The organism is Ruegeria marisflavi (assembly GCF_025673445.1).
GTDB lineage: Bacteria > Pseudomonadota > Alphaproteobacteria > Rhodobacterales > Rhodobacteraceae > Ruegeria_B > Ruegeria_B marisflavi.
In genome coordinates this window covers 149,024-175,950 of sequence record NZ_JAOVQN010000001.1, presented here as the reverse complement: position 1 = coordinate 175,950, position 26,927 = coordinate 149,024, and the positions used below count along the sequence as shown (strand labels likewise).

Below are 26,927 nucleotides of genomic sequence, written 5' to 3'. Positions count from 1 at the left end.
CCTGAGGAGGACAACATGACTGACATCGTGATTCTCGATGGTGCCCGCACCGCCATCGGTACTTTTGGCGGGGCACTCGCCTCGACCGCGCCCATCGACCTGGCCACAGTGGTGACCGAGGCAGCGCTGGAACGTTCGGGCGTCGAAGGCGGCCAGATCGGCCATGTGGTGTTCGGCCACGTGATCAACACCGAGCCGCGCGACATGTACCTGAGCCGGGTTGCCGCCATGCAGGCGGGCATCCCGAACGGAACGCCTGCTATGAACGTGAACCGCCTGTGCGGGTCCGGCGCGCAGGCCATCGTCTCTGCGGTGCAGTCGCTGATGCTGGGCGATGCGGAATTTGCCGTCGCCGGTGGTGCCGAAAGCATGTCGCGCAGCCCGTTCATCATGACCCAGGCCCGCTGGGGCGCCAAGATGGGCGATGTCAAATCGCTCGACATGATGGTGGGTGCGCTGAGCTGCCCGTTCGGAACCGGCCATATGGGCGTGACTGCCGAGAATGTCGCCGACGAGCATCAGATCAGCCGCGAGCAGATGGACCAGTTCGCCATAACCTCGCAAGACCGCGCAGCGGCGGCAATTGCGGCGGGCCATTTCGACGGCCAGATCACGCCCGTGCAGGTCAAGGTCAAGCGCGACATGGTCGATTTCAAGGTCGACGAACACCCCAAGGCAACTTCGGTCGAGGCGCTGGCGGGGCTGAAGCCGGTGTTCAAGAAGGATGGCCGGGTCACCGCAGGCAACGCCAGCGGCATCAACGACGGCGCGGCAGCGATGGTGCTCGCCACGGCGGATGCGGCCGAAAAGTCCGGGCTGAAACCCAAGGCGCGCATTCTGGGCTATGCCCATGCGGGTGTCCGCCCCGAGGTGATGGGCATCGGCCCGGTTCCGGCGGTGCAGAACCTGTTGGCGCGCACCGGGTTGAGCATCGGTGATTTTGACGTGATCGAATCGAACGAGGCCTTTGCGGCTCAGGCACTGGCGGTGAACAAGGAACTGGGCCTGGATGCGGCCAAGGTGAACCCCAATGGCGGCGCGATTGCGCTGGGCCACCCGGTCGGTGCGACCGGCGCGATCATCACGCTGAAAACGCTTTATGAACTGGAGCGCATCGGCGGATCCAAAGGTCTGATCACCATGTGCATCGGTGGCGGACAGGGCATTGCGATCGCCATCGAGCGGCTCTGAGCGGAGAGGCTGGGGGCGCTGCCCCCAGACCCCCGGAGTATTTCAGACCAGAAAGAAGCAGGGGCGCGATCAGCCGGTCGCGTCCCTGTTCCGTTTGCGGGCCAGTTTCGCAGCCAGATTCGGGCCAACGCCCGGGCGCGACCAGGGGCATTCGGCGATGCAGATGGCGCAGCCATGGGTCTGGTTGAAGAAGGGCAGGCATTTGTCGAAATCGACATACCACTTGCGGGCGCCGCGCACGGTCTGTTTTTCCGCGAACAGCGCCTCGGGTGGGCAAGCGTCCTGACAGATGCGGCAGTTTGCGCAAAAAGCGTCGATGCCGTGATCCTGAGCCGGGGTCGGGGCAAAGGGCGCATCCGTCAGCACCGCCGACAGGCGGAACGAGGCACCGAGGTCGGGGTTAATGATTGACCCATGCTTGCCCAACTCGCCAAAGCCGCAGGCCAGCGCCGGTGGGATCATCGCCAGAGCGCCGGTCATCGGACCGGTCAGGGGCTCGGCCTCCCACCCCTGCACCCGCAGCCATCCGGCGATGATCTTGGCGGCCTGAGCGGCGCGACTGTATTGCGTCATCACCTCTAGCCCTGCGCTTGGCCGGGGCGCGGTGGCTATGGCGTCGAAATCATGACCCACACCGATCATGATGACACGGGATTGAGGGATCTCGTACCCTTCGAAGACCCAGTCAGGGTTCATCTCGGCGACACCGGTCAGGTCACAGGCGCCGCTGTCCACGAACTGCGTCAGCGCGGCGGTCCAATCCGCGGGCGCGCGAATGATGGCGATGTCGGCCAGTGGAGGCAGGGGCGCGTCCAGTACCGCCTGTCGCGCGGCACGTCGGCTGGCAAAGTCAGGCTCTTTTGCCGATTGCCGGTAGAAATAGTGTTGCAGCAGCCCGTGCGGGATGTCGCCCGGATCGGGTGCCCAATAGACCATGCGCGGGCGGCGAAACGCTGTTTCGCCCAGCCCATTGATGTCGTTCCCGCTGATCCCGGGCGCAAGGGCTGCCTGTTCGGGATCTGGGGTAAATGGGCGATATGGATTGGTGCGAGCCATGGGCGCAGCCTAGCACGAAGGCCGCGCCTGTCACCCGTTCACATGAGCAGGTTGGCCAGTAGCACCACTCCGCCACCGATCAGCGCGCCACCCAGGGCGGGCCAGAACGCGGCGCTGCGACCCGGCTTCTCGTCCAGACCCGGTTGCGACTGCGCCACCAGCGCCCGCTCGACCAGATCGGGCAGGCGCGGGCCGAAGCGGGCCACTACCAGCGCCGTCTTGCCCAGATCGGCCAGCACCGCGCGCGGGCCGATGGATTGCTTGATGTAATCCTCGACCACCGGGCGGGCCACCTCCCAGATGTTGATATGCGGATCGAGCGAGCGCGCCACGCCTTCGACCACGACCATGGTGCGTTGCAAGAGGATCAGCTCGGTCCGGGTTTCCATGCCGAAACGTTCGGTGACCTCGAAGAGGTAGCTCAGCAGCCGACCCATTGAGATATGGGTCGCATCCATGCCAAAGATCGGTTCGCCCACCGCGCGCAGGGCGCGGGCAAACTCGTCGACATCCTGTGTTGCGGGCACGTAACCGGCCTCGAAATGCACCTCGGCGACGCGTTTGTAGTCGCGGCGGATGAAGCCGAACAGGATCTCGGCATAGACCCTGCGGGTGTATTCGTCGATATGGCCCATGATGCCGAAGTCATAGGCGATGATATCGCCATCGGCGGCGACCTTCAGGTTGCCCTGATGCATGTCGGCGTGGAAAAAGCCATCGCGCAGCGCGTGCAGCAGGAACAGGCGAAGCACCCGTTCGCCAAGGTCGCGCCGGTTGTGTTCGGCGGCGTCCAGCGCGGCATTGTCGCCCAGCGGCACGCCATCGGCCCAGCCCAGCGTCATCACCCGCCGCGCCGACAGCGACCAGCGCACCGGCGGCAGGCGGAACCCGGCATCCTCCTTAGTGTTGTCGGCGAATTCCGAGGCGGCGGCACTTTCCAGCCGCAGATCCAGCTCTCCGCGCACGACGCCGTCGAAATGCTCGATCACCTCCATCGGGCGCAGGCGGCGAGCACCGGGGGCAAACAGATCGACGATGCGGGCGGCGAAATAGAACGCATCCACATCCTTGCGAAAGGCGCGCTCGATACCGGGGCGCAGCACCTTGACGGCCACATCCTCGCCGCTGTCGGCCAGACGCGCCCGGTGTACCTGCGCGATGGACGCCGCCGCAATCGGTTCGCTGAACTCGCTGAACATTTCGGGCAGCGGGCGGCCCAGTTCCCGCTCCACCTCGCGCATGGCGGTGGCGCGGGGAAAGGGTGGCAATTGATCCTGCAAGACGCGCAGCTGGTCGGCCAGATCCTGCCCCACCACGTCGGGCCGGGTCGAAAGCACCTGACCGAACTTGATATAGGCCGGTCCCATCGCCATCAGCGCGCGGGTGGCGGGCGGCAGACTGGGGTCGCCCTTGAAGCCCAGCCACTGGAACGGCTTGCCCAGCATGCGGGCCAGAATGCGCAGCGGGCGCGGCGCGTCAAACGCATCCAGCACCGCGCCCATGGCGCCGTTGCGCTCCAGCGTGGCGCCCGTGCGGATCAGGCGGATGATATTGTGGGGGCCGCGCATTGATCAGATCTTCCAGCCGGAATGCAGCGCGGCGATACCCATGCTCAGGTTGCTGTACTTGGCATTGCCGAAACCCGCCGCTTTGACCATGCCCAGGAACGTTTCCTGATCGGGAAACTTGCGGATCGATTCCACCAGGTATTGATAGCTGTCGCGGTCGTTTGCGATCAACTGACCCATGCGCGGAATGACGTTGAAACTATAAAGATCATAGAGCTTTTGCAGCCCGTCATTGGGCAACTGGCTGAACTCCAGCACCATCAGGCGGCCACCGGGGCGCAGCACGCGGTAAGCTTCGTTCAGGGCCTCTTGCGGCCGGGTCACGTTCCGGATGCCGAACGAGATGGTGTAGACGTCGAACGTGTTATCCTCGAACGGCAGCGCCATCGCGTCGCCCACCACCCAGTCGAGACTGTCGGCCATGCGCTCGGCCTCGGCCCGTTTGCGGCCCTCGACCAGCATCGGCTCGGTCAGGTCCAGAACGGTGGCTTGACCATGGCCCGCGCGTTTCAGAAACCGGAAAGAGATATCGCCGGTCCCCCCCGCCACATCCAGCAGCCGCTGACCAGGGCGCGGCGCCAGCCAGTCCATCATCGCGTCTTTCCAGACCCGGTGGATGCCCATCGACATCACATCGTTCATGACATCGTATTTCGAGGCGACCGACCCGAACACGCCCCGCACCCGACCCGCCTTTTCATGCTCGGGCACGGTTTCAAAGCCGAAATGGGTGGTCTTGTCGGATGTGTCGGACATGGGTCTTGCCGTTCCTCGCATTTCGCCCCTGTTATAGGGTGCTGAGACCGGGGCACAATGCGGCCCTTTGGATGAGGAGCGTCTAATGCCTGAATTGCCCGAGGTCGAGACCGTTCGGCGCGGATTGGCCCCCGCGATGGAGGGCGCGGTGATCGCGCGGGCCGAGGTCAACCGGCCCGACCTGCGCTGGCCCTTCCCCGATCGCATGGCCGAGCGGCTGACAGGCCAGCGGGTCGAACGGCTGCGGCGGCGGTCGAAATACATTCTGGCCGATCTGTCGGGGGGCGAGACGCTGCTCATCCATCTGGGCATGTCAGGGCGGATGACCGTATCGGGCGATCCGCTGGGCCAGTTCGTGCACGCCCACCCGGCGGCGCAGAAACATGACCATGTGGTGTTCCACATGGACAACGGCGCCCGCATCACCTTCAATGACCCGCGCCGGTTCGGCGCGATGGACCTGATGCCGACCGCAAACGCCGAAGATCACAAGCTGTTGTCAGTTCTTGGACCCGAGCCGCTGGGAAACGATTTCCACGAAAACCACCTGATTGCGGCGTTCAAGGGCAAGAACACCCCGGTCAAATCCGCCCTGCTCGATCAGGGAATCGTCGCAGGGCTGGGCAATATCTATGTCTGTGAAACATTGTTTCGGGCCGGTGTGTCGCCGCGTCGCAAGGCCGGTCAGATCGCGGCCCCCCGTGTCGGCGCCCTGGTTCCGATCATCCGACAGGTCCTGTCCGAGGCCATCGAGGCGGGCGGTTCCTCGCTGCGGGATTTCCGGCAAGCCGATGGAGAACTTGGATATTTTCAGCACAGCTTCGATGTGTACGGACGCGATGGCGAACCCTGTCGGCGCCCCTCATGCTCGGGGTCGATCAAGAGAATCACCCAATCGGGAAGATCGTCTTTCTATTGTGTGCAATGCCAAAGATAACTTGAACCATCGTGCCCCCGTGATAAGGAATCGTCCCGAAACGGAACAAGCGAGAGCGAAAGCCCCATGGCCTTTGAGACGATCATCGTCGAAGTGGACACCCACGTAGCCCTCATCCGGCTGAACCGTCCGGATGCGCTGAATGCACTCAATTCCCAACTGGTGGGAGAGTTGTGCGCCGCTTTGGAAGAAGCCGATTCCAACGACAAGGTCCGCTGCATTGTCATCACCGGCAGCGAAAAGGCCTTTGCCGCCGGCGCCGACATTCGCGAGATGTCGCAAAAGACCTTTGTCGAAGTGTTCGACGAGAACCTGTTTGCCGATGCCAACGACCGGATCTCGGCGATCCGCAAGCCGATCATCGCGGCCGTGGCGGGCTATGCTCTGGGCGGTGGTTGTGAACTGGCGATGCTGTGCGATTTCATCATCGCAGCGGACACCGCCAAGTTCGGCCAGCCCGAGATCAATCTGGGCGTGATTGCCGGTATCGGCGGCACTCAGCGTCTGACTCGGTTTGTCGGCAAGTCCAAGTCGATGGACCTGAACATGACCGGACGGTTCATGGATGCCGAAGAGGCCGAGCGCGCCGGACTGGTCAGCCGTGTCGTCCCGGCCAAGAAGCTGATCGAGGAGGCGCTGAGCGCGGCCCAGAAGATCGCCGAGAAGTCGATGATCACCGCCTTTGCGGTCAAGGAGGCGGTCAACCGTTCCTACGAGACCACGCTGAGCGAGGGGCTGCTGTTCGAACGCCGGGTGTTCCATTCGATGTTCGCAACCGAGGATCAAAAGGAAGGCATGGCCGCCTTCCTGGAAAAACGCGCGGCTCAATTCCGCGACAAATGACGTCGCGTAAGGGAATCACTTGCATGGGTCAGGCGGGGTCATTCCCGCCTGATTTCGATTCCGGGCAGATTGGGCTTGGCTTTTTCTGCCGCATCCGATAGATGCCGCCGTCATACATGCGCGTGGGGCCCGCTTAGGCTAGAATCAGACCGGTACCAAATCCGGTTCGGGCGTGCCATGCGTGTACAAAACGAACACAACCCGATCCGAGGTACGTACAAAATGGCTAATTCGCCCCAGGCTGCTAAACGCGCCCGCCAAAACGAAAAACGTTTCGCAATCAACAAAGCCCGCCGTTCGCGGATCCGCACCTACCTGCGCAAAGTCGAAGAAGCGATCGCTTCGGGCGACAAGGATGCAGCGGCAACCGCTCTGCGCGTCGCTCAGCCGGAACTGATGCGCGGCGTCACCAAAGGCGTGTTCCACAAGAACACCGCGTCTCGCAAGATGTCGCGCCTGTCGGCCCGCGTCAAAGCGATGGCCTGATCCAAAAAACGAATCCTGAAAATCTTTTTCAGCAAAAGGCGTTGCTTGGGCAGCGCCTTTTTCCGTCGTGTTGCATTGAATCCTCTCTGGCACGATGCCGAGAGATTCTTTGCAGCGAAATCCGGAGTCAACATCATAGTTTCGTTGCCGCTCCGCTGGCCAAATTGCTACCACTGTCCCAGCGATTCACTCGCTTGGGGGGACAGGCATCTTGCGGTGGCTTTGATCGACATACGAAGCAGTCGTAAGATAGTTGAGAGCGTTTATTGATGGACCTCTCGATCCTTGTGGTAACCGGGCTGCCCCGGCGATCCGCCCTGTCTGAAGTGTGTTTTGAACGGTGTACTCAGTACCTGTGAGTCTTTGGCTGGCTCAATAGGGATCATACACGTGTTCATTTCAGTTGCCCGGACGGGCAACGCGCACCGTGTTTCACGGGGCGTTACGCTGTGCCCATTGGGAGGTGAATTCGGGTCGGGGCACCCCGGCTAACCTTGGATGGGCAATAAGGCCGAAATGGCTATTGAACGGGACGCGTGAGGCATTAATGACACAAGAAAAATGGGGACAACTCTGTCAGAAATTGCTCAAGACAGTGGGGCAGAACAACTATACGACCTGGATCGAACCGCTAGAGTTCAAGGCGCTCGAGGATGGCGTTGCTGTTTTCTCCGTTCCAACTAATTTCATGGGGAACTATGTCAGCCAGAACTTCTCTGATCTGATTTTGTACGAATTGAACAATTCCGGCGAAGCGGTTCAGCGCCTCGCATTCCGCGTCGCGGCCAATTCACCAGTTCGCCCCATGCGAAGCGCAACGGCACGCCCAGCAAACCACGAGGTGCCCAGCGCCCGTGTGACGGAGGCCGCCGACCCGATGGATGCCCTGCAAGCGGCACCACTCGATCCGCGCTTCACTTTCGACAGCTTTGTCGTGGGCAAGCCGAACGAATTGGCCCATGCCGCGGCGCGCCGTGTCTCCGAAGGAGGCCCGGTCACCTTCAATCCCCTGGTTCTCTACGGCGGCGTCGGGCTCGGTAAGACTCACCTGATGCATGCAATTGCCTGGGAGTTGAAGGCAAGGCGCCCGGATCTCAACGTGCTCTATCTGTCCGCGGAACAGTTCATGTACCGCTTTGTACAAGCCCTGCGGGAACGCCGAATGATGGACTTCAAGCACCTCTTCCGGTCTGTTGACGTCCTCATGGTGGATGACGTTCAATTTATCGCCGGAAAGGACAGCACGCAGGAAGAATTCTTTCACACTTTTAATGCATTGGTGGACCAGAACAAGCAGATCATCATTTCCGCTGACCGGGCGCCGGGCGAGATAAAGGATCTCGAGGATCGAGTGAAGTCCCGTCTGCAATGCGGTCTGGTGGTTGACCTGCATCCGACCGACTATGAATTGCGCCTTGGCATCCTGCAAACCAAAGTTCAGATGTACCGCGCCAACTATCCCGAACTTGTGATCGCCGATGGAGTTCTGGAGTTTCTGGCCCATCGGATTTCAACCAACGTCCGCGTACTCGAGGGCGCGCTGACGCGACTCTTTGCCTTTGCGTCGCTGGTTGGTCGCGAAATCGATATGGAACTGACCCAGGATTGTCTGGCCGACGTTCTTCGCGCCTCGGAGCGCAAGATCACCGTTGAAGAAATCCAGCGGAAGGTGTCCGACTACTACAACATCCGCCTAAGCGACATCATCGGGCCCAAGCGTCTGCGCTCTTATGCACGGCCGCGGCAGGTCGCCATGTATTTGTGCAAACAGCTGACCAGCCGGTCGCTGCCCGAGATCGGTCGCCGTTTCGGGGGCCGTGACCACACCACCGTGATGCATGGCGTCAAGCGTATCGAAGAGCTGAAGATGGTCGATGGCCAAATCGCCGAAGACGTGGAAATGCTGCGCCGGGCGCTGGAAGCGTAACACCTTTACGGGACGGCAATTGCCGTCCCGAAGCCCCGCCCCGGGGAACTCATCAAGTGTACCATTTGGTATCTACGTAGTGCGGTTCGGGCCGGTCATGCAATGCCTCGTATTTGCATAGTTGCGGCGCCGTCCCGAGCGAGACGGAAACACCTTCGCGAAACGCCCACTCGCCACGTTCCGAGTTCTCGGCACGCACATAGCTGGAAATCGCAAAGGCCCGATCCTTGTCCGACATGTTCGGCAAGGATCCATGCACCGTCAGCAGGCCCCACAGCGCAATGTCGCCGGGTTCCTGCTCGAGCCAGACGATGGTGTCGGGATCCAGCCCTTTGGCGCGCAACTCATCTTCGGCGGTCAACCCCTTCATGATCTGCCCCCCTTCGCTATCGTCCGACAGCCCCAGATACCCCATCTTGTGCGACCCGGGGATCACCTGAAGGCAACCGTTCTCCCGGGTCGCGGGATCAATTGCCAGACCGGTGTTGACTGTCGATCCTGCAATATCGCGGTAAGCATCCCGGGCTTCCCGGAACCGCAGGTCCTGGTGAAAGCGATAGCCATTCAACCGTGACCCCGGTGGCTTCCAGTGAATCTGTTGCGCCACCTGCTTGATGCTGTCGCCAAGAACAGGCCCGAGAAGTGTCAAGTAGGCGTCCGACCGGCGAAACCTCTCGAAATATTCCGATATCCAGCTCATCCAATAGGCCTGGATCAAATATCTGGCCCCGAAATCGGCCTCTGGCAGGATTTCAAAGCACAAATTCCCATGGCGCCATGTGGAGGGATGATTCATGCCCTCTTCATAAATCCGTCGGGTTTCTGCACGCAGACGGACCACTTCGTCGCCGTCGATGAACTGACGGACCAATGCGTATCCTTCTTCGCGGTACTGGTCAGCGGCTGCCCGGGCCTGGGTTTGAGAAATCACGATCGTGCCCTCCCTAAACACGTGCACAATGGCACTGTTCCAGGCGTCAAACAATTGCATCCGCGCCATATCGTTGCCCCAGATGCCCTCGCCCCCTTGACGCCCTTCCCGATACACCCGAGAAATCCATAAAAAGCCTTGTGTCGAAGGGGGAAACCGTTAGTTTGCCCTTCCCGGCCTACTCGGAGGATGAAGGGAAATGAAGATCAGCATCGAACGCGGCGCCCTGCTGAAAGCCGTGGCACAGGCACAGTCTGTTGTCGAAAGGCGCAACACAATCCCGATCCTGGCTAATGTTCTGATTGAGGCCGAAGGCGATAGTGTTCAGTTCCGTGCCACGGATCTGGATATCGAAGTGGTCGACAAGGCCCCGGCCATGGTCGAACGGGCGGGGGCGACCACAGTGGCGGCCACGACCCTACACGAAATCGTTCGGAAACTGCCGGACGGCGCGCTGGTAACCCTGACGGCGGACGTGGCCGCAGGCCGCTTGACAGTTGACGCCGGGCGCTCGAATTTCTCGCTGGCCACCCTGCCACGCGAAGACTTCCCCGTCATGGCCTCATCCGAGTATCAGTCGAACTTTGCTGCCAATGCCGCCGTGCTACGCCGGCTGTTCGACAAGTCGAAATTCGCGATTTCGACCGAGGAGACGCGCTATTATCTCAACGGCGTCTACATGCACGTGTCAGATGGCCCGGACGGCAAGGTACTTCGCTGCGTTGCAACCGATGGCCACCGTCTGGCGCGGGTCGATGCCGACCTGCCTGCCGGTGCAGTAGACATGCCCGGCGTAATCGTTCCCCGAAAAACAGTCGGTGAACTGCGCAAGCTGCTCGACGACGACGAGATGGATATCGCCGTATCGGTGAGCGAGACCAAGGTACGTTTCGCGACGCCGGATATCACGCTGACGTCCAAGGTGATCGACGGAACCTTCCCTGACTATACACGAGTGATCCCGCAAGCCAATTCACGGCGGCTTGAGGTGGATGCGGCGGAATTCGCCAAGGCTGTCGACCGGGTCGCAACCGTCAGTTCGGAACGGTCCCGCGCGGTCAAGTTGCAACTGGAAAACGACAAGCTGGTGCTGTCGGTGAACGCCCCGGACAGCGGTGCCGCCGAAGAAGAGCTGGCCGTTGCCTATGACGATGAACGGTTGGAAATTGGATTTAATGCCAAGTACCTGCTGGAGATTGCCAGCCAGGTGGATCGCGAAAACGCGGTGTTCCTGTTCAACTCATCCGGCGATCCGACCCTGATGCGCGAAGGCAATGACCAAAGCGCGGTCTATGTCGTCATGCCGATGCGTGTCTGACGCCGCCTGCGTTTTGAACGACCGTTGGGCGTATCTTTGAATAGATGAAGGGAGGGGTCCTGGTGCTGGCCCTGACTCGCTTGACGATTTCGCATTTCCGCTCGCACCAACTGGCGCGCCTGAACTTCGATGGCCGCCCCGTGGCGATCTTTGGGCCCAATGGCGCAGGCAAGACCAACATTCTGGAAGCGGTCTCGATGTTTTCGCCAGGGCGGGGCATCAGACGGGCAAGCGCCGCGGACATGACCCGCCGCCCCGGCGCGCCGGGGTGGAAGCTGTCGGCAGAGTTGCGATCTCAGGAACAGTCGCACGAAATTGAAACCTGGTCGGAGGAAGGTGCCTCCAGACTGATTCGTATCGACGGCAAGCCGGCAAGCCAGGTTGCCCTGGGTCGTCTCGTGCGCATGGTCTGGCTTGTCCCCGCAATGGACAGGCTATGGACCGAAGGGCCGGATGGTCGGCGGCGATTTCTTGACCGGATGACCATGAGCTTTGACCCAAGCCATGCCGAGACGGTGCTGGTTTACGAAAAGGCCATGCGCGAGCGGAACCGGCTTTTGCGGGAACAGGTGCGCGACACCCATTGGTATGTCGCGCTCGAGGCGCAAATGGCGTCGGCAGGGCATCACATCCATTGCGCGCGCCAGGCCGCATTGGCGTCGTTACATGCCGCGCAAGCCGAAGCCGAGACTGCCTTTCCCGCAGCAGAGTTGGAACTGGTCCAGACCGAAGGGGCTATGCCCGAAAACGAGGCAGATTTACGGGAGGCGCTGGCGGGAAACAGGTTTCGCGATCTGGCGGCCGGCCGCACTCTGATCGGGCCACATCGCAGCGATCTTTTAGGTGTCTACGCGGCAAAGGGTGTGCCCGCCAGCGACTGTTCAACCGGTGAGCAGAAGGCACTCCTGGTCTCGCTGATCCTGTCCAATGCCCGCGCATTGGCGCAGACCTCTAGCGCCCCTTTGATCCTGTTGCTGGACGAGGTCGCCGCTCATCTCGATGCCGGTCGCCGTGCGTCCCTTTACGAGGAAATCTGCGCGCTTGGCGCACAGGCCTGGATGACCGGCACCGGGCCGGAACTGTTTGCGGAACTTGGCAGCCGAGCGCAGTACCTGAACATCACAGAGGTCGCCGGAGCGTCCAATGTGGAGGTCGTATCGTCCGCCTGACCACCCGTCAAAGAACGCGCTTTGCGCCACCCAGATACAAAACCGAAACATAGACCAGGATCGCATTGCATGACACTTTCCGCACTTGATCTGATGCTATACGCGGGGGCGGTTTTTGTTCTGTTTCTGACGCCCGGCCCGGTCTGGCTGGCCCTGACCGCGCGCACGCTGTCTGGTGGATTTCATGCCGCCTGGCCCCTTACGCTGGGTGTGGTTGTTGGCGACAGCCTTTGGCCCGTACTGGCTATTCTCGGTATCGGCTGGATTACCGCTGCATCGACGCAGATTGCGCTGGTCTTGAAATTCGTCGCGGTCATCGTCTTTGTGTCTATCGGCGTCATCACCATCCGCAATGCAGACCGAACCATCGCCAGCGACAGTCGCTTGACCCGGCCCGGCATCTGGGCCGGGTTTCTCGCGGGGCTGGTGGTGATCCTCGGCAACCCGAAGGCGGTACTGTTCTACATGGGAATATTACCCGGTTTCTTTGATCTGGCCTACGTCACCACCGCCGATATCGTTGCCATCGTGGCGGTGTCTCAGGTTGTGCCGCTGGTAGGCAATCTGATGCTGGCGGCCTTTGTCGATCGGGTGCGACGGGTGCTAAGCTCGCCCCGGGCGCTCAGACGGATGAATCTGACGGCGGGTGGCATGTTGATTTTCGTCGGGATGATCCTGCCCTTTACGTGACCAGCCAGGCAACCAGAAATGGGTACAACGCCTCGGCGGGTGTGCCGATAGCCTGGTCGCCCTGACAAAAACGGATCGCGATGACTTGGTTGAGGAATGCCTGAATGCCCTCGGCCAGCAAGGCAGCCGGATGATCGCCCCGCACGGTGCCTGCCGCCTGCATACCCGCGATCCAACCCGCCCAAAGGTCGATCTGGCGATAGAACCCCTCGGCCACCACCTCGTCCCGTTCGGCCCCGGTTGAGCCGGAATAGCGCAGCAGCAGATCAAAGATCACCCGGTCGCTGGCCACGAAGTCGAGCAGGGGCACCAGGTGTCGCATCAATTGTGGCAAGTCGGCGGGCGGGGCGGCGTTTTCCATCTCGTCAATGAGGCGCATCACTTTGGCCCCGATCAGAACGGCGAGCAATCCGTCCTTGTCGGTGAAATGGGAAAACAGCGTACCCTTGGCAACGCCGGCGGCCTCGACCACATCCTCGACCCGCAACCCGGCATATCCCTGTGCCGCGACCAGCCGCGCGGATTCGGCCAACAGGCGGGCGCGGGTTTCCAGGCGGCGTTTCTGCGGTGGGCGGGCCATAGCTGTCCTTTCGAAAAATGACCTAGGTCAAAAATAAATATTGACCAGGGTCATTTTTTTGTATGTAAATTGACCAAGGTCACTTTTGCAGAGGAAACAGGAAAATGTCCACACGGAAAATCATCGTTGTCAACGGTCACCCCGGCCAGTCGTCGTTGTCGAAATCGTTGAGCGAAGCCTACGCAAGTGCGGCCCGCGAAAGCGGCCATCAGGTGCGCTATCACGATCTGTCCCAAATGCAGTTCGACATGGATTATGGCGAGGGCGGGTACAAGAACACCAAGCCGCTGGAGCCCGGACTTGAGGCGTTTCTGGCCGATCTGGAATGGGCCGAGCATGTGGTTCTGGCGACGCCTCTGTGGTGGGGTGCGATCCCGGCCAAGCTGAAAGGGCTGTTTGACCGTGTGCTGTTGCCGGGGCGGACCTTTGACACCCGCAACACCAATTTCCTGGGCGTACCGGCGCCGTTACTCAAGGGGCGCACGGCGCGAGTGCTGATGACATCGGACACGCCGGCGATGCTGTTGGGGCTGTTTTATTCCAACGCGATCAAGAAGGTGCTGGCCCGTCAGATCCTGGGTTTCGTCGGGATCAAGCCGGCCCGCTTTTCGACATTTGCCCCCGCCACCAGTGCCGAGGGCGACCGGGTCCAGAAATGGCTGCGCAAGGCGGCGCAGATGGGTGCGAAAGCGGCCTGAAACAATTGCTGAAAATCAGGCCCGGGCCGTGACATTCCCCTGCGGGTTTCGTATAAAATCACAAAAATACGAAGGAAGGCGCGAATGTCCGAAATCGAGCAACCCGGAAACGAATACGGTGCCGATTCCATTAAGGTTCTCAAGGGATTGGAAGCCGTGCGCAAGCGGCCCGGGATGTATATCGGTGACACCGATGACGGCTCAGGCCTGCATCACATGGTGTACGAAGTTGTCGATAATGGCATCGACGAGGCGCTGGCCGGCCATGCCGACCATGTCACCGTCAAGATCCACGCAGACAACAGCGTTTCGGTAACGGATAACGGTCGCGGTATTCCCGTCGATATTCACGCCGAGGAAGGTGTGTCAGCGGCCGAGGTCATCATGACCCAGCTGCACGCTGGCGGCAAATTCGACAGCAACTCGTACAAGGTGTCGGGCGGCCTGCACGGCGTGGGCGTTTCCGTCGTCAATGCGCTGTCCGACTGGCTGGAACTGAGGATCTGGCGGAAGGGCAAAGAGCATTTTGCCCGGTTCGAGCGTGGCGATACGGTCGAACACCTTCGGGTCGTGGGCGATTGTGGGGATCGCACCGGAACCGAAGTCCGCTTTCTGGCCTCGACCACCACATTTTCCAATCTCGACTATGTGTTCGAGATCCTGGAAAAGCGCCTTCGGGAGCTGGCCTTCCTGAACTCGGGCGTGCGCATCATCCTGATCGACGAGCGCCCGGCAGAGCGGCTGGAGACCGAGTTGTTTTACGAAGGTGGCGTGCGGGAGTTCGTCAAATACCTGGACCGGTCAAAATCACCCGTGATGCCCGCTCCGATCTACATCAAGGGCGAGCGCGACGATATTGGCGTGGAAATCGCGATGTGGTGGAACGACAGCTATCACGAGACGGTGCTGCCCTTTACCAACAACATCCCGCAGCGCGATGGTGGTACCCATGTGGCGGGCTTCCGCGGCGCACTGACCCGGACCATCAACAACTATGCCCAGTCCAGCGGCATCGCGAAGCGGGAAAAGATCAACTTCACCGGTGACGACGCGCGCGAGGGGTTGACCTGCGTCCTGTCGGTCAAGGTGCCCGATCCCAAATTCTCGTCCCAGACCAAGGACAAGCTGGTCTCCTCCGAGGTGCGCCCGGCGGTCGAGAACCTGGTGAACGAGAAACTGGCTGAGTGGTTCGAAGAGAACCCAAACGTTGCCAAGCAGATCGTCGGGAAGATCATCGAGGCGGCGCTGGCCCGCGAAGCTGCCCGCAAGGCGCGCGAACTGACCCGACGCAAGACGGCGATGGATGTCAATTACCTGGCCGGCAAGCTCAAGGATTGTTCGGAAAAAGATCCGTCGAAAACCGAAGTGTTCCTGGTCGAGGGTGACAGCGCCGGCGGCTCAGCCCAGACCGGACGAGACCGGCGCACCCAGGCAGTGTTGCCCCTGCGGGGCAAGATCCTGAACGTGGAGCGGGCGCGGTTCGACCGGATGCTCAGCAGTCAGGAAATCGGCAACCTGGTGATGGCTCTGGGTACCGGCATCGGGCGGGACGAGTTCAACATAGACAAGTTGCGTTACCACAAGATCGTCATCATGACCGATGCCGACGTCGACGGCGCCCATATCCGCACCCTGCTGCTCACCTTCTTCTACCGGCAGATGCCCGAGCTGATCGAGGGCGGTTACCTCTACATCGCGCAGCCTCCGCTGTATAAGGTCGCGCGCGGCAAGTCCGAGGTCTATCTCAAGGATCAGGCGGCGCTGGATGACTATCTGATCCAGCAGGGTGTCGAGGGCGCGGTGCTGAAGCTGGAGCATGGCGAAGAACTCGTGGGCCAGGATCTGGCCCGCGTGGTGGATGAGGCGCGGCAACTCAAGCGCGTGCTCGATGCCTTTCCGACCCATTATCCCCGCCACATCCTGGAACAGGCCGCCGTGGCCGGTGCCTTTGTCGCCGGTGCCGTGGATGCCGACCTGCAAGGGGTGGCCGACAAGGTCGCCGCGCGGCTTGACCTGATCGCGCTGGAGTATGAGCGTGGCTGGCTGGGTCGGATTACGCAAGATCACGGCATCCGGCTGGCCCGCATCTTGCGCGGCGTCGAAGAGGTGCGGACGCTGGATGGCCCGATGCTGCGCTCGGGCGAGGCGCGCAAGACCGGCAGTTTCACCAAGAGCCTGCAAGAGATCTATACCCAGCCCGCAACACTGGTGCGGCGCGACCGGACCCAGGCAATCCATGGCCCGCTGACTTTGCTCAAAGCGATCCTGGAAGAAGGGGAAAAGGGGCTTTCCCTGCAACGCTACAAGGGCCTGGGCGAGATGAACCCGGATCAGTTGTGGGAAACGACTCTTGATCCTGACGCGCGGACATTGCTTCAGGTGCGGGTTGACGACATGGTCGAGGCCGACGACATCTTCACGAAGCTGATGGGGGATTCAGTCGAACCGCGGCGCGAATTCATCCAAACGAATGCGCTCAACGTGGAGAACCTGGATTTCTGACAGTATGGGTTTCGCACTTCTGGCTTGCAGTTATTTCCAGGCAAAGGCCGGCTGGTCGAAATGCGAAACCCGGGTTGTCTTCCCCCGCAGCGCTATCTCGCGAAACTGGTAGAGAATGGCAGCAGTGGGAGCATACATGTAGTGGCCCAAAGTCGGAAAAAAGGCTGACAATACAGGGTGTTCACTGTTTTCGCTTTTCTGAAGCCTTGGGATGTCCGGGCTGTCGAGTTCTCGCAGAGGTAGGTGAAACACCTGCGCCACCTCCGAAGGGTCAGGGCGTAGTTCCACATCGCCAGAGGCCCACATCACGACCGGGGACATCCGAAACCCGGATCGGGTCGGAAACTGGTCCAGTCGACCCAGGACGTCATCATGCCCCAAGTCGAGCCCCAGTTCCTCACGCAACTCTCTCAACGCGGCCTCTGTTTCGGATTCGCCGTCATCCAGACGGCCACCGGGCAAGGCATACTGGCCGCCATGGCGATTCAATCGTGGGGGCCGCAATGTCATGAGAACACAGGCTTCGCCTGTGTCTTTGTGCTCGGTTACCACGATTGCAACGGCGGCATCGCGCAATCCAGATCGCTGGATCATCTGGTTAGTGAAACGTCCAAGATTGGCCTGAAGCCGAGACAGCAGGTCGGGGCCGAACATATAGGGCTGCAAGAGACGTTCCACTCCTCGGGTTCACGGGTCAACGGAACCCTACTCCCCCCATCTGAAAGTGTTCAAGGCAAACGAGAGGAATGCAGCCAACCAAGTATCGTCAGCCGCCGCAGCGTTTTTCCGCATCCTCAACCGCAGCCGTGAACCCCAACAAAGAGAAAGTGTCCTTGGTCTGGGTTCCGCGTGCCGAACGCGCTGTCAAGGTCGCCTCGGACCCCCGCTTCATCACTGCAACGATCTTGGCGTCGTCAGCAGCAGTTGCCGGCCAAGCCCATTCGCCTTCGGTGATCAGTTCGAATTCCGTGCCACTGACGTTCAGGTTGACGGTCGAGCCGGGTGCAAACGGATAACCGCCAGTAAACGTAACCTGCCCGTTCACTCCGGCCTTGGGTCGATAAAAGACCATCAGAAGGATGTCGCTGCGCCGTACGGATACGACGCTTCCACCACGGGTATTGACGGTTTCCTTGGGCGCCGAAACGCTCCAGCATTCGGTCGGGTTGTCTTCGACAAAGACGCTCCAGTCCGTCTTGGACGCAACTCTGTTAGAGCTTTCGCCTTGCTGTGCGATTGCGGTGGTTGCGGCCGTCCCGGCCAGACACAGGCCCGCAATTCCGCGGACAAGTTTCGATCCCATCTGTTCAGCCCTCCAGCTGACCTTTACCTCAATTCCAAAAGAACGCTTTGCGGAGCTTTGCCGATCCGTCTGCCTTGCGCATTCCCTTGATTGCCGACATAGACACATTAACGCAGAATTCGCCACGGACGAAAGGGCGATTGGCGAGATTTCGCGCACAATTTGGCGGAGAACATCATGATTCAACCAGTTCCAATGGTCGAAGTTTGGCGGGGGTCCATTCTGGAAAGCCTGCACCTGGGTCACGCGGTGATTTGCGACAGCGCCGGAAAGGTGGTGCGCAGTTGGGGCGATCCTGATCTGGTGATGTACCCGCGCTCGTCCAGCAAGATGATTCAGGCCCTGCCGCTCTTGTCCTCGGGTGCGGCCGCCAAATACGGGCTGGGCAGTGAACAGCTCGCCCTGGCCTGTGCCTCTCATAACGGCGCCGCGATCCACACCGAACGGGTTGACCGTTGGCTGGGCCAACTGGGCTTGGGTGATGCCGATCTGCGATGTGGACCGCAAGACCCCGATGACCGGCCCGAGCATGAACGGTTGATCTGCGCCCACGAAAAACCCTGTCAGATGCACAACAACTGTTCGGGCAAGCACTCGGGCTTTCTGACGCTCAGCCAGCATCTGGGGGCCGGGCCGGAATACATCGACATCGATCACCCGGTTCAGCAATCCTGCCTGGCTGCGTTCGAGGACGTGACCGGAGAAGACAGCCCCGGATACGGTATCGACGGGTGTTCCGCGCCAAACTTTGCAACCTCGCTCAAAGGACTGGCGCGCGCCATGGCATGGTTTGCTTCCGCCTCGACCCGCTCGGACCGGCAGAGCCAGGCGGCCGCCGACCTTACCGCTGCGATGATGAAACACCCCGAACTGGTCGCGGGTGAAGGCCGGGCCTGCACCGAGTTGATGCGCGCCATGAACGGGCGGGTGGCGATCAAGACCGGGGCCGAGGCGGTGTTCGTTGCAATCCTGCCGGAGACGCAATTGGGGATTGCCGTAAAGATCGCCGATGGCAGCACGCGGGCCAGCGAATGCGCAATTGCTGCGATTTTGGTCAGTCTTGGCGTCCTTGATCCGGGTCATCCAGCCACGCGCAAGCGTCTGGACGCACCCATTCTGAACCGGCGCGGCATCGACTGCGGCAGCATCCGCGCCACAGCCGAGCTGCGGTTCTGACGCCGATCACATCTCGATGATCTCGGCCACCTCGACGGTGCCGTTGCCCGACACCACCATCGGGCAACCCTTGGCCATGTCGGTGGCTGCACCGATATCGGCGGCGCGCACCACGCTGTAGCCCGAGAGCGGGTTCGCACCGCCATCGTCGGCCACCCCTGCGGCGCTGACCGTCTTGGACTGGCCAACCGGGTTGCCGGGGATCACGACCGCATCGCCCATGGCGCCGAACCAGGCCTGCCATGCGGCCATGACCTCAGCCCCTTCCTCGGGCGTTTCAGGCGTCTTGCCGCCGTGATAGGCAAAGATGAAATCAGGCATGTCGCGTTCCTTTCCTTTGGTCACGAAACATCGGGGTCAGGCGAGTTCCGCCGCAAGCTTGCGCAGCGACGAGGTCCAGCCCTCTTCATGGCGCAGGCTCATCTCGTCATCGCCCAATTCGCGGTGATCCAGGATCAGCCGCGCACCCTTGGCGCAGGCTTCGACGATGAACATCACATGGCTTTCCGCCCCGCGCCGGTCGTCATCGTCATGCCAACCCCAGGTGAAGCCAACCGAATGTGGCGGTTTCACATGGGTGACCTGGCCCGAGACCTTGTAGCGGTCGCCTGCGCCATTCACCATGACCGAGAACCACGGCCCCAAACGGGTGAAATCGAGGTCATGCTGATCGGCGGGCACGTGCAGGCCCTCGGGCCCCCACCATTGCAGCAGTTTCGCGCCATCGCTGACCCAGGCGAACAGGGCCTCGGGCGTGACAGCGAATTCGCGTTCCAGTCTCAGGTCGGCCATGTCTTGTCGCTTTCGATTGCGGCGGCCAGCCGGTCCAGGCTGCCCTCCCAGAAGATGCGTTTCGAGATCGTCCAGTCGGCAATCGCGCGCAGCCCCTCGGGCGCCACCGAGTATAGCCGCTGGGTGCCATTGATGCGCTGGCGAACCAACCCGGCCTGGCGCAGCAGTTTCAAATGGCGCGAGATGGCGGCCCCCGACATGCCCTTGCCCTCGACCAGATCACCGGCGGGCAATTCGCCCTCGGCCATCAGCTGTTCGACGATGGCGAAACGGGTCGGGTCGGACAAAGCCGAGAAGGCGGCCAGAAGCTGGGTCATGACCACATTGTTTAACATTTACGTTAATAATGCAAGCAGCAGATCAAACCGCGACGAAATCCGCCTTTGCATAACCCTGAACAAACAGCAGCGCGGTCAGGTCACCGTGGTTGATGCGTACCTCGCATTGTGCCGCGACCGAAGGTTTGGCATGCAGGGCAACGCCGGTTCCGGCGCGGCCCAGCATGCCCAGATCATTGGCGCCGTCGCCGACCGCGATCACATCCTGTTCAGACAGGCCCAGCCGGGCGGTGATCTGTTCCAGCGCGTCGACCTTGGCCTGACGGCCCAGGATCGGGCGGCCCACATCGCCGGTCAGCTTGCCATCAGCCGCCAGCAGTGTATTGGCGCGGTTCTCGTCAAAGCCCAGCTGCGCCGCCACCTGCGCGGTAAAGGCGGTGAACCCGCCCGAGACAAGCGCCGCATACCCACCATTCGCGCGCATCGTCGCCACCAGCGCGCGCCCGCCCGGCATCAGGGTGATACGGGTGTTGAGAACATGGCCGATCACCGCCTCGTCCAGCCCGCGCAACAGCCCCACACGCTCCAGCAGCGCGCCCTCGAAATCCAGCTCGCCATTCATGGCGCGAGCAGTGATATCCTTGACCCGGTCGCCGACGCCTGCCTCGTCTGCCAGTTCGTCGATGCACTCCTGCTGGATCATGGTGCTGTCCATATCCGCCAGCAGCATCCGCTTCTTCCGGCCCTCAGCAGGCTGCACCACCAGATCGACACCCAACGCCTGTAGGTCATCCCAAACCTGCCAACGATTGCCGGGCAGGGTCGCAAGGGTGAATTCCGCCACCTCGTCGGGGCTGAGCCAAACCGCATCACCGCCGCCCCAGGCATTGCGCAGCGATTCGACCAGCGCCGGGTCGAGGCGGGCAATAGCGGGATTGGTCAACAGCGTGGCGACATACATGGGGCATCTCCTTTGGGTCGAAACCGCCATATCGCAGACGCAAAATCTCCGCCAGCCCCAGCCGAGTTTGCGCCCCACGCCTCAGACCGGGCCCCACCCGATGCGTGCGCCTCCATTAACCCACTGTAAAAAATGGGATATATCTCTCAATCCCGAATGCCGCCTCAGGGTGCCCTGCCCTGGCACAAGATTTCCTTACTGCGAAACGCAAGTTTCCGATCGTAGTCACAGAAGTCGCAATCAAATGCCAAAGCGGCGATTTTCGACCTTCATTTCGCTTGCGTGCCGCACTGCGGCGGACTAGCTGTTGGGGCGGGACACCCCTCCCCAACGAGGGGCGCTTATCTGGAAGGATAGCATTCATGGCTATTGCACAACCGGCAACGCGGCCGGCCAATCCGCGGTTCTCTTCTGGCCCCTGTGCCAAACCCCCCGTTTTTGATGTTTCCAAACTCGCGGATGCCGCGCTGGGCCGCTCGCATCGTGCCGCCATCGGCAAGGACAAGCTGAAGGCAGCCATCGAAGGCACCCGCGAGATTCTGGGCATCCCCGCCGATTATCGCATCGGTATCGTTCCCGCCTCAGACACCGGCGCAGTGGAAATGGCGCTGTGGTCGCTGCTGGGTGCGCGCAAGGTCGAGATGCTGGCCTGGGAAAGTTTTGGCGCCGGCTGGGTCACCGATGTGGTGAAGCAGCTGAAACTGGATGCCGAGGTCAAGACCGCCGACTACGGCCAGATCGTCGAACTGGCTTCGGTGGACTTCGACAATGACGTTGTGTTCACCTGGAACGGCACCACCTCGGGCGTGCGTGTCCCGAATGGCGACTGGATCGCCGCCGACCGTCAGGGTCTGACCATCTGCGACGCCACCAGCGCCGCCTTTGCCATGGACCTGCCTTGGGACAAGCTGGATGTGACCACTTTCTCCTGGCAGAAAGTTCTGGGTGGCGAGGCTGCGCATGGCATGATCGTGCTGAGCCCGCGCGCGGTGGAGCGGCTGGAAAGCTACACCCCCGCATGGCCGCTACCCAAGATCTTCCGCATGACCAAGGGCGGCAAGCTGATCGAGGGCATCTTCAAAGGCGAGACGATCAACACGCCGTCGATGCTGGCGGTCGAGGATTACCTGCTGGCGCTCGACTGGGCGCGTTCGGTCGGTGGCCTGAACGGTCTGATCGCGCGGGCCGATGCCAACGCGCAGGCGATCTTCGATTTCTGCAACACGCATGACTGGATCGCCAACTTGGCCGAGAATGCGGCAACACGGTCCAACACCAGCGTTTGCCTGAAGTTCACCGATGCGCGCATCCAGGATGGCGCAGCGTTTGCAAAGGCGGTCGCCAAACGGCTGGAGGCCGAAGGCGTGGCGCTGGATATCGGCGCCTATCGCGACGCGCCGGCCGGGCTGCGCATCTGGTGCGGCGGCACAGTCGAGACCGCTGACATCTCGGCGCTGTTGCCCTGGCTCGCCTGGGCCTTTGAGGCCGAGATCGCCGCGCAGGCGCAGGCCGCCTGAGGAACGGTGGGCAAAATGCCCACCCTACAGATGCTCGATTGAGTAAGGTGGGCAGTCTGCCCACCGTCCAAGCTCCCAATTCAAAGGACCGCCCATATGGCTCCCAAAGTACTCATCTCCGACAAACTGTCGGACGCCGCCGTCCAGATCTTCAAAGACCGCGGGATCGACGTTGATTTCCAGCCCGACCTGGGTAAGGACAAGGACAAACTGGCCGAGGTCATCGGCCAGTATGATGGTCTTGCCATCCGCTCGGCGACCAAGGTGACGGAGAAGATCCTCGAGTCCGCAACCAACCTGAAGGTCATCGGTCGCGCCGGAATCGGGGTCGACAACGTCGACAAGGACGCCGCCTCGAAAAAGGGCGTGATCGTCATGAACACGCCTTTCGGCAACATGATCACCACCGCCGAACACGCCATCGCCATGATGTTCGCCGTGGCCCGTCAGATCCCCGAGGCCAGCGCCTCCACCCATGCGGGCAAGTGGGAAAAGTCCAAGTTCATGGGCGTCGAACTGACGAACAAGACCCTGGGCGTGATCGGTGCCGGCAATATCGGTGGCATCGTCTGCGACCGGGCCCGTGGCCTCAAGATGAAGGTAATCGCCTATGATCCCTTCCTGGGCGAAGAAAAGGCCAACAAGATGGGCGTTGAAAAGGTCGAGCTGGACGAACTGCTTGCCCGCGCCGATTTCATCACGCTGCATGTGCCACTGACCGATCAGACCCGCAACATCCTGAGCCGCGAGAACCTGGCCAAAACCAAGAAGGGCGTCCGCATCATCAATTGCGCCCGTGGCGGCCTGGTGGACGAAGAAGCGCTGGCCGACTTGCTTAAATCGGGCCACGTGGCAGGCGCGGCATTTGACGTGTTCAGCGTCGAACCGGCCAAAGAGAACCCGCTGTTCAACCTGCCCAACGTGGTCTGCACCCCGCATCTGGGCGCCGCCACCACCGAGGCTCAGGAAAACGTCGCACTGCAAGTGGCCGAGCAGATGTCGAACTATCTGCTGACCGGCGCGGTGGAAAACGCGCTCAACATGCCGTCGGTTACTGCCGAAGAGGCGAAAGTCATGGGCCCCTGGATTGCCCTTGCCGGTCACCTGGGCAGCTTCGTCGGTCAGATGACCGACGAGCCGATCAAGGCAATCAATATCCTCTATGACGGTGTGGCGGCAGGCATGAACCTGGCCGCGCTGAACTGTGCGACCGTGGCGGGGATCATGAAAAAGTCCAACCCGGATGTGAACATGGTGTCGGCCCCTGTTATTGCCAAAGAACGGGGCATCCAGATCTCGACCACAAACCAGGACAAATCGGGCGCCTTTGACGGCTATGTGAAAGTGACCGTCGTCACCGACAAGCGCGAACGCTCGGTCGCCGGTACCGTGTTCAGTGACGGCAAGCCGCGCTTCATCCAGATCAAGGGCATCAATGTCGACGCCGAGATCGGGGCACATATGCTTTACACCACCAACGAGGATGTGCCGGGTATCATCGGCGCGCTGGGTCGCACCATGGGCGATCATGGCGTGAACATCGCCAACTTTACCTTGGGCCGCGCTGGTCCGGGCGGCGAAGCCATTGCGCTCTTGTACGTTGACGAGCCAGTGCCGGCCGAAGCGCGGGCCAAGCTGGCGGAAACTGGTCTATTCAATCAGATCAAACCGCTGGAGTTCGACGTGGTCTGAGCCTGCTATTCCGGCAGAAATATGGGCGCTACACGACTTGTGTGGCGCCCTTTTTTGTCAGCAGCGGAGATTTGCGACGCCGTTTCGTCGTTTCCAGATCGGCACGGACAAGCCGTTTGGTCGTAAGGAGCCAATACAACATGTCCGGAGAATGCCATGACCGAGGCCGTTCAGACGTTGATTGACGCGCTTTGCCTGCCGCTTCTGGCCGAGACGCGAGTCGAGGCGGCCCGTACAGCTCTGGTGCTGCAAGAAATGGGGCCGCAGCAACTGTGCATTCCGCAACCACAGACGGCAGACCATCTTGCAATGCGGAGCCTGCTTGCCCAATCGTGTCATCCAGCCGCGTCGGGATTGCTGGCGGCATTCGACCTGATCCCGTGGGGCATCAACCCTGTCGCCGCGCAGGTCGGTGACCGCGGTTCCATGTATGTTGTCGCCACCCTCATGGGGCCCGAAGGCCCGGTACCGTGCGCCGATCTGCGTATGGGCCTCTATTATCAGCGTCCCAATACCTACTACGGGCTGCACAATCATGACGCCGACGAGACCTATACCATACTTGCCGGTTCAGCGATCTGGACCGCAGGCGAGGACACTCAATTGCGTGAAACTGGCGCGCAGATTCATCATCCCTCACTGATGCCGCACGCATTCCGCGCCGGACCAGAGGGGCTTTTGACGTTCTGGCGTTGGAGCGGCGATGTAAATCTGCACTCCTATACCATGCTCGGCGACCCCGAAGTGGTGCTAACCGCCTGAACGGCTTTTATCTCTGACGCCATAGCGCTATGTGTAGATTGTCAAAGCATAATCCCACACACTGGCCTTGCCCATGCAACCGATCTATGCCGTAGGTGACATCCACGGTCAAAAGACAATGCTGGAGGACGCGCTCGCGCGGATCGACCGGGACGGCGGCGGGCGTGTGGTATTCTTGGGAGACTACACTGACCGGGGGCCAGACTCTTGCGGCGTTGTCGAATTGCTACGCAACGGTCAGAATGAAGGGCGCGACTGGATCACGCTCAAGGGCAATCACGACCGCATGTTCGAGATGTTCCTGCGCGACCACCCTGCCAATGACGATCGGCTGCTTGTCGGTTATCACTGGTTGCACGATCGGATCGGCGGAATTGAAACACTGGCCTCTTATGGTGTCGATGTTCCCGATGGAATACGAATCTATCAGGTGCATGCCCAGGCACGCGATGCGGTTCCACGCGATCACCTGACGTTTCTCGCCGGGCTTCCGCCCTATCATCTTGAAAACAAACTTCTTTTCGTCCATGCAGGCATCCGACCCGGTGTGCCGCTGGAGCAGCAGTCGGAAAACGACCTGATCTGGATCAGGCACGAATTCCTTGACGATCCGCACCCGCACCCCTGGCTGGTGGTGCATGGTCATACGCCCGGGCGCGTGGCAGAGCACTTCGGCAACCGCATCAACCTCGATGCCGGAGCAGGCTATGGGAGGCCGCTGGCCACGGCGGTATTCGAAGGTCAGGAGTGCTGGCTTTTGACCGAGCGTGGCCGCGTGCCGCTTATCCCCAAAGGTCGGTAGACAGGTACTTCAGTCCGCAGTCGCAAATGATGACTGCGATAGTTCCACCGGCTTCGGACCCTTCCAACAGGCGCAAGGCTGCGGCCACATTGGCCCCGGCTGAAAAGCCGCCGAATACTCCCTCTTCCCGCGCCAACGCCCTAGCGGTCTCGCGCGCCTCCGCGCCGCTGACCTGAATGAAACCATCCACGGGCACTCCCATCAGGAAATCGAGATCGGCCATCGCATAGCCACCCCCCTGGATAGGATGGGAAAGACTTGTGGCATCCAGCCCGGCCAGCACCGCGGCGCCTTCGGGTTCGACAACATACCCGCGCACATCCGAGTTGAACCGGCGCAACCCCTCCATAACCCCGCCAAATGTTCCGCCGGATCCGACAAAATCGACGAATGCGGTCAGCTCACCGTTTGCATCCGCCCACAGTTCAGGCGCGGTGGTCTGCGCATGCGACAGAGCATTGCCGGAATGATGGAACTGGTCGGCCCGGAACGCTCCGCGTTCCTTCGTGATCCGTCGCGCTGCTTCTTCAACCAGCGCCAGATCTGCGCCGGACACCTGTCCGGGCAACGAGCCAGACTCCTGATCGACCAGAACCACTTCGGCCCCAAGCGCCGCCATCATCCGCGCACGCTCTGGCGAGTTGCCTCGGCTCATCACCGCAACAAACGGATATCCACGAATGGCACAAACGATAGCCAGTCCCGTCCCCATATTGCCGGATGTCAGTTCCACCACGGTCTGGCCCGGCCGCAGCGAACCGTCGGCTTCGGCCGCCGAGATGATCCCGAGCGCCGCGCGGTCTTTTTTCGAGAATCCGGGATTCAGGTAATCGAGCTTGGCCAGAATGCGCCCCCGCAGCCCACGCGCCGCCACCATCCGGTCCAGCCAGATGGCGGGTGTGCCGCCTATCGCCTCGACAATCGAATTCAGCGCCATCAGAACCTCTTCATCTTTTCCGAAATACTCCGGGGGTCCGGGGGCTGAGCCCCCG

The 26,927-nt window shown here is 61.3% G+C and carries 27 protein-coding genes; 15 read left to right on the top strand and 12 right to left on the bottom strand.

Annotation, left to right across the window (positions count from 1 at the left end):
* Positions 1-15 precede the first annotated feature (15 nt).
* Entirely contained in the window at positions 16-1,191 is a 1,176-nt protein-coding gene (locus OEZ49_RS00895) for an acetyl-CoA C-acyltransferase family protein (RefSeq protein WP_263386560.1), read from the top strand.
* Positions 1,192-1,260: 69 nt separating this feature from the next.
* On the opposite strand, the gene OEZ49_RS00890 is transcribed toward OEZ49_RS00895, so the two are convergent.
* Genes OEZ49_RS00890 through ubiE form a run of 3 tightly spaced genes read right to left on the bottom strand, consistent with a single transcriptional unit; the run spans position 1,261 to position 4,571 of the window.
* Positions 1,261-2,247: a 4Fe-4S dicluster domain-containing protein gene (locus OEZ49_RS00890; protein ID WP_263386559.1), complete on the bottom strand. Its 987-nt coding sequence runs from the start codon at positions 2,245-2,247 to the stop codon at positions 1,261-1,263.
* A gap of 38 nt (positions 2,248-2,285) precedes the next feature.
* On the bottom strand, positions 2,286-3,815 hold the full coding sequence (gene ubiB, locus OEZ49_RS00885; RefSeq protein ID WP_263386558.1) for a 2-polyprenylphenol 6-hydroxylase: 1,530 nt from the start codon (positions 3,813-3,815) through the stop codon (positions 2,286-2,288).
* Positions 3,816-3,818: 3 nt separating this feature from the next.
* Positions 3,819-4,571, bottom strand: a complete 753-nt coding sequence (gene ubiE / locus OEZ49_RS00880; protein ID WP_263386557.1) for a bifunctional demethylmenaquinone methyltransferase/2-methoxy-6-polyprenyl-1,4-benzoquinol methylase UbiE — start codon at positions 4,569-4,571, stop codon at positions 3,819-3,821.
* An 85-nt stretch (positions 4,572-4,656) separates the two neighbouring features.
* Here ubiE and mutM point away from each other — a divergent pair, with 85 nt between their 5' ends.
* The 4 genes from mutM to dnaA all read left to right on the top strand — a co-directional run bounded on the left by mutM (position 4,657) and on the right by dnaA (position 8,764).
* Complete coding sequence (gene mutM / locus OEZ49_RS00875) at positions 4,657-5,508, top strand: bifunctional DNA-formamidopyrimidine glycosylase/DNA-(apurinic or apyrimidinic site) lyase (RefSeq protein WP_263386556.1); 852 nt, start codon at positions 4,657-4,659, stop codon at positions 5,506-5,508.
* A gap of 66 nt (positions 5,509-5,574) precedes the next feature.
* A complete protein-coding gene (locus OEZ49_RS00870; RefSeq protein WP_263386555.1) occupies positions 5,575-6,351 on the top strand; it encodes an enoyl-CoA hydratase in 777 nt (258 codons plus the stop codon).
* Between the two features lie 222 nt (positions 6,352-6,573).
* A complete protein-coding gene (gene rpsT, locus OEZ49_RS00865) occupies positions 6,574-6,837 on the top strand; it encodes a 30S ribosomal protein S20 (RefSeq protein ID WP_164131160.1) in 264 nt (87 codons plus the stop codon).
* Between the two features lie 547 nt (positions 6,838-7,384).
* Complete coding sequence (dnaA, locus tag OEZ49_RS00860; RefSeq protein WP_263386554.1) at positions 7,385-8,764, top strand: chromosomal replication initiator protein DnaA; 1,380 nt, start codon at positions 7,385-7,387, stop codon at positions 8,762-8,764.
* A 52-nt stretch (positions 8,765-8,816) separates the two neighbouring features.
* Here the strand turns inward: dnaA and OEZ49_RS00855 are convergent, their stop codons facing one another.
* Positions 8,817-9,764, bottom strand: coding sequence for a phytanoyl-CoA dioxygenase family protein (locus OEZ49_RS00855; protein WP_263386553.1), 948 nt, complete (start codon positions 9,762-9,764; stop codon positions 8,817-8,819).
* A gap of 130 nt (positions 9,765-9,894) precedes the next feature.
* On the opposite strand from OEZ49_RS00855, the gene dnaN reads away from it, so the two are divergent.
* The 3 genes from dnaN to OEZ49_RS00840 all read left to right on the top strand — a co-directional run bounded on the left by dnaN (position 9,895) and on the right by OEZ49_RS00840 (position 12,872).
* Entirely contained in the window at positions 9,895-11,013 is a 1,119-nt protein-coding gene (gene dnaN, locus OEZ49_RS00850) for a DNA polymerase III subunit beta (protein ID WP_263386552.1), read from the top strand.
* 44 nt (positions 11,014-11,057) lie between these two features.
* Positions 11,058-12,182, top strand: a complete 1,125-nt coding sequence (gene recF / locus OEZ49_RS00845) for a DNA replication/repair protein RecF (protein WP_397545640.1) — start codon at positions 11,058-11,060, stop codon at positions 12,180-12,182.
* A gap of 69 nt (positions 12,183-12,251) precedes the next feature.
* Positions 12,252-12,872 (top strand): LysE family translocator, encoded by a 621-nt coding sequence (locus OEZ49_RS00840; protein WP_263386551.1) that lies wholly within the window; start codon positions 12,252-12,254, stop codon positions 12,870-12,872.
* Here OEZ49_RS00840 and OEZ49_RS00835 read toward each other — a convergent pair.
* The gene (locus OEZ49_RS00835; protein ID WP_263386550.1) at positions 12,865-13,452 is read right to left on the bottom strand and encodes a TetR/AcrR family transcriptional regulator; all 588 of its coding nucleotides are present in this window, start codon (positions 13,450-13,452) and stop codon (positions 12,865-12,867) included. The genes OEZ49_RS00840 and OEZ49_RS00835 overlap by 8 nt on opposite strands.
* A gap of 104 nt (positions 13,453-13,556) precedes the next feature.
* Here OEZ49_RS00835 and OEZ49_RS00830 point away from each other — a divergent pair, with 104 nt between their 5' ends.
* Both OEZ49_RS00830 and gyrB read left to right on the top strand, forming a co-directional pair.
* Entirely contained in the window at positions 13,557-14,150 is a 594-nt protein-coding gene (locus OEZ49_RS00830; RefSeq protein WP_263386549.1) for an NAD(P)H-dependent oxidoreductase, read from the top strand.
* 84 nt (positions 14,151-14,234) lie between these two features.
* Positions 14,235-16,652 carry a DNA topoisomerase (ATP-hydrolyzing) subunit B gene (gene gyrB / locus OEZ49_RS00825; RefSeq protein WP_263386548.1) on the top strand — a complete coding sequence of 806 codons (2,418 nt, stop codon included), beginning with the start codon at positions 14,235-14,237 and terminating at the stop codon, positions 16,650-16,652.
* Between the two features lie 30 nt (positions 16,653-16,682).
* On the opposite strand, the gene OEZ49_RS00820 is transcribed toward gyrB, so the two are convergent.
* On the bottom strand, positions 16,683-17,306 hold the full coding sequence (locus tag OEZ49_RS00820; protein ID WP_263386547.1) for an NUDIX hydrolase: 624 nt from the start codon (positions 17,304-17,306) through the stop codon (positions 16,683-16,685).
* 112 nt (positions 17,307-17,418) lie between these two features.
* A complete protein-coding gene (locus OEZ49_RS00815) occupies positions 17,419-17,955 on the bottom strand; it encodes an invasion associated locus B family protein (RefSeq protein ID WP_164130584.1) in 537 nt (178 codons plus the stop codon).
* Positions 17,956-18,132: 177 nt separating this feature from the next.
* Between OEZ49_RS00815 and OEZ49_RS00810 the strand changes: the two genes are divergently transcribed.
* Entirely contained in the window at positions 18,133-19,131 is a 999-nt protein-coding gene (locus tag OEZ49_RS00810) for an asparaginase (RefSeq protein ID WP_263386546.1), read from the top strand.
* A gap of 6 nt (positions 19,132-19,137) precedes the next feature.
* Here the strand turns inward: OEZ49_RS00810 and OEZ49_RS00805 are convergent, their stop codons facing one another.
* Genes OEZ49_RS00805 through serB form a run of 4 tightly spaced genes read right to left on the bottom strand, consistent with a single transcriptional unit; the run spans position 19,138 to position 21,162 of the window.
* Positions 19,138-19,452, bottom strand: coding sequence for a YciI family protein (locus tag OEZ49_RS00805; protein WP_263386545.1), 315 nt, complete (start codon positions 19,450-19,452; stop codon positions 19,138-19,140).
* 36 nt (positions 19,453-19,488) lie between these two features.
* Entirely contained in the window at positions 19,489-19,923 is a 435-nt protein-coding gene (locus OEZ49_RS00800) for an SRPBCC family protein (RefSeq protein ID WP_263386544.1), read from the bottom strand.
* The gene (locus OEZ49_RS00795) at positions 19,911-20,240 is read right to left on the bottom strand and encodes an ArsR/SmtB family transcription factor (protein WP_263386543.1); all 330 of its coding nucleotides are present in this window, start codon (positions 20,238-20,240) and stop codon (positions 19,911-19,913) included. The genes OEZ49_RS00800 and OEZ49_RS00795 overlap by 13 nt, the downstream gene beginning before the upstream one ends.
* 43 nt (positions 20,241-20,283) lie before the next feature.
* Positions 20,284-21,162 carry a phosphoserine phosphatase SerB gene (gene serB / locus OEZ49_RS00790; RefSeq protein ID WP_263386542.1) on the bottom strand — a complete coding sequence of 293 codons (879 nt, stop codon included), beginning with the start codon at positions 21,160-21,162 and terminating at the stop codon, positions 20,284-20,286.
* 362 nt (positions 21,163-21,524) lie between these two features.
* Here serB and OEZ49_RS00785 point away from each other — a divergent pair, with 362 nt between their 5' ends.
* The 4 genes from OEZ49_RS00785 (at position 21,525) to OEZ49_RS00770 (ending at position 25,935) form a co-directional block, all read left to right on the top strand.
* Entirely contained in the window at positions 21,525-22,679 is a 1,155-nt protein-coding gene (locus OEZ49_RS00785; RefSeq protein ID WP_263386541.1) for a phosphoserine transaminase, read from the top strand.
* 96 nt (positions 22,680-22,775) lie between these two features.
* Positions 22,776-24,371 (top strand): phosphoglycerate dehydrogenase, encoded by a 1,596-nt coding sequence (gene serA / locus OEZ49_RS00780; protein ID WP_263386540.1) that lies wholly within the window; start codon positions 22,776-22,778, stop codon positions 24,369-24,371.
* Positions 24,372-24,527: 156 nt separating this feature from the next.
* A complete protein-coding gene (locus OEZ49_RS00775) occupies positions 24,528-25,133 on the top strand; it encodes a dimethylsulfonioproprionate lyase family protein (protein ID WP_263386539.1) in 606 nt (201 codons plus the stop codon).
* 73 nt (positions 25,134-25,206) lie between these two features.
* Entirely contained in the window at positions 25,207-25,935 is a 729-nt protein-coding gene (locus tag OEZ49_RS00770; RefSeq protein WP_263386538.1) for a metallophosphoesterase family protein, read from the top strand.
* On the opposite strand, the gene OEZ49_RS00765 is transcribed toward OEZ49_RS00770, so the two are convergent.
* Positions 25,916-26,872, bottom strand: a complete 957-nt coding sequence (locus tag OEZ49_RS00765; RefSeq protein WP_263386537.1) for a PLP-dependent cysteine synthase family protein — start codon at positions 26,870-26,872, stop codon at positions 25,916-25,918. The genes OEZ49_RS00770 and OEZ49_RS00765 overlap by 20 nt on opposite strands.
* Between the last annotated feature and the right edge of the window lie 55 nt (positions 26,873-26,927).